Source organism: Mesorhizobium comanense (assembly GCF_005503535.1).
Lineage (GTDB): Bacteria > Pseudomonadota > Alphaproteobacteria > Rhizobiales > Rhizobiaceae > Mesorhizobium > Mesorhizobium comanense.
Genome location: NZ_SCNN01000024.1, coordinates 84770 through 92193, shown reverse-complemented (window position 1 = coordinate 92193; position 7424 = coordinate 84770). Strand labels below are relative to the sequence as shown.

The 7424-nt window shown below is 61.2% G+C and carries 9 protein-coding genes; 5 read left to right on the top strand and 4 right to left on the bottom strand.

What is annotated here, in order from left to right:
* Positions 1-62: 62 nt before the first annotated feature.
* From FFS37_RS29250 to FFS37_RS29240, 3 genes are all read right to left on the bottom strand, one after another.
* Entirely contained in the window at positions 63-671 is a 609-nt protein-coding gene (locus FFS37_RS29250; protein ID WP_137934443.1) for a transglutaminase-like cysteine peptidase, read from the bottom strand.
* A gap of 239 nt (positions 672-910) precedes the next feature.
* Complete coding sequence (locus tag FFS37_RS29245) at positions 911-1528, bottom strand: PilZ domain-containing protein (RefSeq protein WP_137934442.1); 618 nt, start codon at positions 1526-1528, stop codon at positions 911-913.
* Between the two features lie 119 nt (positions 1529-1647).
* Entirely contained in the window at positions 1648-2280 is a 633-nt protein-coding gene (locus FFS37_RS29240) for a PAS domain-containing protein (protein WP_137934441.1), read from the bottom strand.
* Between the two features lie 416 nt (positions 2281-2696).
* Between FFS37_RS29240 and FFS37_RS29235 the strand changes: the two genes are divergently transcribed.
* Together FFS37_RS29235 and FFS37_RS29230 are read left to right on the top strand one after the other, a co-directional pair.
* Positions 2697-3452, top strand: coding sequence for a rhomboid family intramembrane serine protease (locus FFS37_RS29235; protein ID WP_137934440.1), 756 nt, complete (start codon positions 2697-2699; stop codon positions 3450-3452).
* 87 nt (positions 3453-3539) lie between these two features.
* A complete protein-coding gene (locus FFS37_RS29230; RefSeq protein WP_137934439.1) occupies positions 3540-3971 on the top strand; it encodes a CBS domain-containing protein in 432 nt (143 codons plus the stop codon).
* Positions 3972-4017: 46 nt separating this feature from the next.
* Here FFS37_RS29230 and FFS37_RS29225 read toward each other — a convergent pair whose 3' ends face one another.
* Positions 4018-4275, bottom strand: a complete 258-nt coding sequence (locus FFS37_RS29225) for a YjhX family toxin (RefSeq protein ID WP_137934438.1) — start codon at positions 4273-4275, stop codon at positions 4018-4020.
* Between the two features lie 279 nt (positions 4276-4554).
* Between FFS37_RS29225 and gatB the strand changes: the two genes are divergently transcribed.
* The 3 genes from gatB (at position 4555) to FFS37_RS29205 (ending at position 7404) form a co-directional block, all read left to right on the top strand.
* Positions 4555-6054: an Asp-tRNA(Asn)/Glu-tRNA(Gln) amidotransferase subunit GatB gene (gene gatB / locus FFS37_RS29215; RefSeq protein ID WP_137934437.1), complete on the top strand. Its 1500-nt coding sequence runs from the start codon at positions 4555-4557 to the stop codon at positions 6052-6054.
* Between the two features lie 4 nt (positions 6055-6058).
* Complete coding sequence (locus tag FFS37_RS29210) at positions 6059-6550, top strand: GNAT family N-acetyltransferase (protein ID WP_137934436.1); 492 nt, start codon at positions 6059-6061, stop codon at positions 6548-6550.
* 155 nt (positions 6551-6705) lie between these two features.
* A complete protein-coding gene (locus FFS37_RS29205) occupies positions 6706-7404 on the top strand; it encodes an AIM24 family protein (RefSeq protein ID WP_137934435.1) in 699 nt (232 codons plus the stop codon).
* Positions 7405-7424: the final 20 nt, after the last annotated feature.

The following is a 7424-nucleotide window of genomic DNA, read 5'->3' as shown; positions in this document are numbered from 1 at the left end:
CTCGACCGGGTTTCTCGATTGGCGCGCCGCGATCGTGCAGCGCGCCCGAACTTGTCGACGCTCTAGCGGACGCTGGCGACCGCGTCGGAGCGGCCGTCATTGATCGTCACCCAAACGCCGGAATTCTCCGTCGATTGGCGCTTGAGATAGGTGTAGTCGGTGTCCGTCCAGGACAGGACCTTGTTTTCCAGATTGTCGAGTATGAACTCGCCGAGGCTGGTGCGGACCGTCAGCACGGCATGACCGTCGCCATTGGGCTGACGCGCGACCGTCATCAGGAGGTCGCCTGCCGGGACGCCCGCATCCATCAGTTCGCGGCGCTTTTCCAGCGCGTAGTCCTCGCAATCGCCGTAGCCATTGTCGGGATAGGACCAGTATTCCTCGACGCCGTAGTTTTCCATGTCGGTACGCGGCTTGATGCGCGTGTTGACCGAATTGTTGATGTTGACGATCGTCGCCCAGAGCTTCCGGCTTAGTTCGACAGGCGGCCCCTTGGGGGTCTTCTGGTTGCATTCCACCGGTATGCGCTGGCAGAAATCATAATGGCCAACAGGCTGTGTGGTGCGCCCGCCGGTGTGCATATAGGCCGGTCCCGCGGCATATGCTGATCCCCATGCGGAAAGCTGCATCGCCATTGCCATCAGCAACAGCTTGCCCCTCGTTTTTTTCATTTTTAGTCTCCCCGTTCGAAGGAGACATTGCCACAGCTGGATTTATTTGACGCAAAGGCGCGAAGTAGATATTAAGTAAAACGCCTGTAGAATAAACATAAAATTTGAATCATTTTAGTATTGATTTGTACGGGTTGTTTTTCCTTCTGATGGAAGGGCGGCCATCCCGGGCAGCGATAGGCTCAAAAACAAAAAACCGGCCGCGAGGGCCGGTTCTATCGAAGTGTCTTGTGAAGCGTTCAGGCGCGCGGCGTGTTGAATTCGGAATCGAGCGTTTCGGGCCGCTGGATGACCGCGAATTCGATGGCGACGCCGTCCTCGAAATGGCGGACGATCTGGCCGCGCATGGTGCCCAGCATGACCTGGACGCCGATCGCGGGCTTGACGTCGATCTCGATCGCGGCGCCGGACAGCGACAGGTCGATGATCCGGCACTGATACTGCCGGCCGTCGACAAGTTGCAGCACGCTGGTCGGGTTGCGCGGCGCGACGCGTTCGTGGCGGCGGTCTTCCGGCAGGTCGAGTTCGTGCTTGTTGGCAAGCCAGGTCAATTGCGCCGCGAGCTTGTCCTTCTTGCGGTCCGAGGCGATTACCGTCATGGCGAAGCCGTCCTGCAGGGTGCGCGTGACGACACCCTCGATGCGGCCGATATGATCGATATAGGCAATGACCTTCTCGCCGGGCATGCCGATGCGGTCGGTGCGAAGCGCTACATTGCCGGGCGACATATCGACGACCTGGCAAGGATGCTCGGTGCGGTCTTCCAGCATGAATCGTCCGTATATCTTGACCCGGACGCGCTGAAAGTTACGCCTTTCAGCTTGGGACGGCGCGTAGTCGACCGCCGCTGACCTCATGACTGCCTACACCCCGTTTGGCATTCCCGCGCGCCGATGCGAGGAACTTCATAAGAGAAGTACAACAAGGCAAGTTAACAAAGGGGAAAAGCGCGCCGGCCGGATCGATAGATCATCAACTATTCCTCGCGTCCGCCATCGAACACGACGAGGTGTCGGATGCGGCGCGAGCGGCCCAGCGCCGAGATCGTTTCGGGAGCCCCGATCTCATCGGGAACGAGCGAGGGAACGCTGATCGCCGGACGGTTGTTCAGGAGCTCCTTTTCCGGATCGATGATGCGGATCGTGTCGATCAAGGCGTCCGTGATCGGGTCGGCGCCAAGCCAGAACGGCTTCTCCGCGGCGCTGATGACGCCCAGGCAGCGCGGGTTCTCGACGCCGCCATCGAGAGGCAGGGCGAGCAGTTCGAACCTGTTGGAGCGGCCATTGCGGCTGAAGCCCTCGAACGTGATCAGCACGACGGATTTCTGGTCGAAAACCCCATGGACCAGCCGCGAGACCAGCCGCTGGTCCTTCTCGCGCCACAGCGACGGAAAGGAGAATCCTTTCAATTCACGGCCATAGACGGCGCAGAGCCGTGTCCCCGCCAGGCGGAATACGGCCTGTCCACGCGTGTCCCTTTCCAGGATGAAAGTATCGGCCAGCAACGACTTGATGTCGGCCGGCTCGACTTCCGAACGCTTCGGAGCAGGGCGTCCGTCACGCAGGCGGTTCCAATAGTGGAACAGCGTGATCGATCCGTTTTGGTTCATGCTACAAAGCTCCGCGCATTCTGTCGTCTGATGTCCCATCGGTGAACAGAAGGGCGCCCTCCGATGATCTACATGCGTTGGGGAGCAGGAAGCGTGCCAGCGTCGTTAACACTTGTTCACGGGTCGGGGCCGTTAAGGTTAACAGGTGGTTTACGTTGCGCCGGGCGGGGCCGTGTGGCACACCAAAACCACTCCAGAAGCGGTCGTTTCGCGACGATCGGCAGCACTTCAGTCAAGAGTTTTAGGGGAGCAGGGGGCTCGACCGGCCGTCCAGGGGAAACCCTGGGCGGCTTCTTTTTTGATTCGCGCCCTTGATTCGTACCGGGACGATTCGCCGTTTGCGGTTCCTTCTGCCGTGATCTAGATGCTCGCCAGGGCGAACGCCCAAGCCGATCCAGAACCGAGTGCGAGCGCAGATGAGCGAACAGCTGAATCCGCCCGAGGCCGAACAGGCCGAAATGCCGCCGCCGGCACGCGAGCCGGTGTTCAACCTGCCGCCGGTCGTGTTGGCGGTGATCGCCATTTGCGCGGCCGTCTTTATGCTGCAGCAGTACGTGCTGAACGATACCCAGCAAACGACGCTGCTCTACGACGGCGCCTTCATCCCCGTCCTTTATACCGGGCAGTACGGCTTTGACTGGTTCCTGTTCACGCGGCCCTTCACCTATGCCTTCATGCATGGCGGGTTCGCCCACATCGCAATCAACATGGTCTGGCTCGCGGCTTTCGGCTCGCCGCTGGCCAATCGCCTCGGCGCGTTGTGGTTCGCCTTGTTCTTTGCCGTCACCGGATTGGCATCCGTGGCGCTCTTCTGGGCCGTGCATCCCTATGGCGAAGCGCCCCTGGTCGGTGCGTCGGGCGCGATATCGGGCATGATGGGTGCCGCGGCCCGTTTCGGGTTCCGCACCGACCGCTCGACGGGCAGGGCTGCCTTTGCCGGTCCGGTGCTGCCGATCGCGATCGTGCTGCGCCTGCGTGGCGTGGTGATCTTCCTGGCGATGTGGATGATCATCAACCTCGCCACCGGCCTGCTCGGCTTTGTTCCGGGAATGGACGGCCAGATTGCCTGGGAGGCCCACATTGGCGGCTTCGTCGCCGGCTTCTTCGGCCTGCGCTGGTTCGACCGGCGATGGCAGGCGCCCGATTGGGAAACCGCAGGCCGCCACACTTGAAAAGCAACCGATCACGGCGCACGATGTTCACTCTTACGTGAGGCCGGCTTGGGCAGGGGCCGGCAAGGCGAAGCAGAGGAGGACGCCATGACGGTTAAGGCAATTCTGGAAAGAAAAGGCCATGACGTGTTGACGCTCGGGCCGAACGAAAAGCTAAGCGAAGCCATCCGCATCCTGGCCGAACACAAGATCGGTGCGCTGGTGATCACCAATGGAGACCGCAAGATCGTCGGCATCCTGTCGGAGCGCGATATCGTGCGCGTGGTGGCCAGGGAAGGTGGCGCCGCACTCGACATACCGGTGCGTTCGGCAATGACGCCGAAGGTGAAGATCTGCAACGAGAACCACACCGTCAACGAGGTGATGGAGATCATGACCAGAGGCCGCTTCCGCCATCTGCCGGTGGAGAAGGATGGCCTGCTCGATGGCATTGTCTCCATCGGCGACGTGGTCAAGCGCCGCATCGAGGATGTCGAGCGCGAGGCAGAAGAGATTAGGGCCTACATAGCCACCGCGTAAGCGGCGGCAAAACCGCCGGCCGGAGACCGGCCGGCGGAGTTGTCTTCTACCTGTTGTCCAGTTCGGAGCGGACCAGTTCAAGCCCGCGCCGCGTGATGCGGTAGGGGCCGCCGTCCGACGATGAAACCGCCTTCTTGCGCTTCAACTTTCGAAACAGGTCGAGATCGACGCCGGGGTACTGCCAGCCGTCACGGGTCAGGCATTTGACGGAGGCGATCCGTTTCTTCTGGTTTTTCTCGATTTCTATGCGACCGCCCTGCGCGAGCAGGTGCAGGATGCGCTGTTCAGTGCGCGAAATATCCATGGGAGAGTTTCCGGGAAAACAAAAAATGCCGCCGCCGCGAAGCTTCGCGGCACGGGGTTTCAGGTTTTCTGCCCTGCCTCGCTACGAGGTCAGGGCCTTACCGGGACTGAGCGTAAGTGGACATCCACTCTCCATTGGGATGAGCGGCATATAGGCGAACATAAGCTAAAACGCTAGCCTTTGGCTTTACGCTTGTCTCTTTTGGCGGTTTGCACTAGCGAAGTTGCACACCAAAATATGCATTCACGCATATTCTGCAGTTCCAATATGTAGGCCCCCATGTCGCTTATCGATACCCGCACGCCCGACGCGAAACGCCTGATCTCCGGCGCTACCGGCGACTGGGAAGTCATCATCGGGCTTGAAGTCCATGCGCAGGTCATCTCGGAAGCAAAACTGTTTTCCGGCGCCTCGACCGCTTTCGGTGCTGCCCCAAATGCCAATGTCAGCCTGGTCGATGCGGCCATGCCCGGCATGCTGCCGGTCATCAACGAGGAATGCGTGAAGCAGGCGATCCGCACCGGCCTCGGGCTGAAGGCTGAGATCAATCACAAGTCGGTTTTCGACCGGAAGAACTATTTCTATCCCGATCTGCCGCAGGGCTATCAGATATCGCAGTTCAAGCAGCCGATCGTCGGCGAGGGTACCGTGATAGTTTCGGTCGGACCGGACCGGCAAGGCGAGTTCGAGGACATCGAGGTCGGCATCGAGCGGCTGCATCTGGAACAGGATGCCGGCAAGTCGATGCACGACCAGCATCCGACCATGTCCTATGTCGACCTCAACCGCTCCGGCGTGGCGCTGATGGAGATCGTCTCCAAGCCTGACCTGCGTTCGGGCGATGAGGCCAAGGCCTATGTCACCAAGCTGCGCACCATCATGCGCTATCTCGGCACCTGCGACGGCAACATGGACGAAGGCTCGCTGCGCGCCGACGTCAATGTCTCCGTACGTCGGCCCGGTGGCGAGTTCGGCACGCGCTGCGAGATCAAGAACATGAACTCGATCCGCTTCATCGGCCAGGCCATCGACTATGAGGCGCGCCGCCAGATCGCCATTCTCGAGGACGGGGGCAAGATCGACCAGGAAACGCGGCTGTATGATGCCGTCAAGGGCGAGACGCGCTCGATGCGCTCGAAGGAAGAAGCGCATGACTACCGCTATTTCCCCGATCCCGATCTTCTGCCGCTGGAGTTCGACCAGGCCTATGTCGATGCCTTGGCCACAGGACTGCCGGAGCTGCCCGACGACAAGAAGGCGCGGCTGATCTCCTCGCTGGGTCTCTCGACCTACGATGCCTCGATCCTGGTTTCGGAAAAGTCGATCGCAGACTATTTCGAGAAGGTGGCCGCTGGCCGCGACGGCAAGCTCGCCGCCAACTGGGTCATCAACGATCTGCTCGGTCAATTGAACAAGGCCGGCAAGGATATTGAAAATGCTCCGGTTTCTCCCGACCAGCTGGGCGCGGTCATCGACCTGATCAAGGACGGCACCATCTCCGGCAAGATCGCCAAGGACCTGTTCGAGATCGTCTGGAACGAGGGCGGCGATCCGCGCCAACTGGTCGAGAGCCGTGGCTTGAAGCAGGTCACCGACACCGGCGCCATCGAGAAGGCCGTCGACGAGGTGATCGCCGCCAATCCCGACAAGGTCGAACAGGCGCGCGCCAAGCCGACCATGGCCGGCTGGTTCGTCGGCCAGGTGATGAAGGCGACCGGCGGCAAGGCCAATCCGCAGGCCGTCAACGACCTCGTCAAGGCAAAGCTCGGCATCGAGTAAGAATATGTTCGTTCGCACCGCCGGCGATCGCGACCTAGCCGCCATCAGGGCGCTGCTGGTCGAGACCTGGCATGCGACCTACGACGCCATTTATGGGCCGGAACGGGTCACCGCCATCACCGACGAATGGCATTCGATCGCCTCGCTGAAGGCAAGGCTGACCAAGCCGAACAGCGAATTCCTCGTTGCCGACGACGGCAAGCGCATCGGCGGCGTGGCTTTCGCCGAGAGCATCGAAGATGGCCGGACCATAGGCTTGAAGCAACTCTACGTGCTTCCGGACCTGCAGGGACGCGGCATAGGCGGAATGCTTCTGGATGAGGTTATCGAAAGCTTCCCCGAAGCTCGCGGCGTCCGCCTTGAAGTGGAGGCGCAGAACACAAGGGCCGTCGCGTTCTACGAAGCGAACGGTTTTGTGCGATCCAGCGACGCTGGAGAGCACGCGGGCGCATCGGGTCAGCCGACGCTTGTCTACCGCAGGGCCCTTGCCGGCTGACCGGTTCCGATCGGCATTCCGGATCACCTTCGCGCGAGCGGCGCGGCACCCGGCCTGTTTTCGTTTGACGGCCCTGATACCGCGCACCAAAGCTGGCGCTGCTGACCGCGCGAAAGCCGGAATGGACCGGCCGCGGTGCGGCGCTGGGGGGAACCATGCCAAGCTTGCCGGAACTGATGCCGACACAGGTGTCGGACGAAACCTTTGGTGGCGTCACCTACCACATAGCGGGCGAACTCGTGCCCGTGCTTTCGGTGGATGTGACGCGGATGCCTGTCTATTTCGAACATCACATCCTGTTGTGGAAGAACTCCACCATCACAATCGGCCTGAAGTCGCTGAAGGGCGCGCTCAAGCGGATGATGGCCGGGATGCAGATCTTCGTCACCGAGGCCTCGGGGGCGGGCATAATCGCCTTCAGCCGTGACGGGCCTGGCCACATCGTGCCGATCCATCTGCGGCGCGGCGAGGAGATCCAGGTGCGCGAGCATCAGTTTCTCGCCGCCACCGGCAATGTCGACTACACATTCGAGCGCGTGCGCGGCCTGGCGACCATGCTGTTCGGCCAGAGCGGCTTCTTCATCGACCGTTTCCGTGGGGATTCCGGCGACGGCATCGTCTGGCTGCATGGCTACGGCAATGTCTTCGAAAAGGTGCTTGCGGCGGGCGAAACCATCGACATCGAGCCCGGCGGCTGGCTGTTCAAGGATGCCTCGGTCCGGATGGAAACAAAGATTGACCGCCTGTCGAGCGGGTTCTTCGGCGCCAACATGAATTTCATCGTCAACCGCTTCACCGGCCCGGGCCGGGTCGGCATCCAGTCGATGTATCTGCATATGCCGACGGAGGAGTAGGCCCGGCGGTTCGCCGGGAA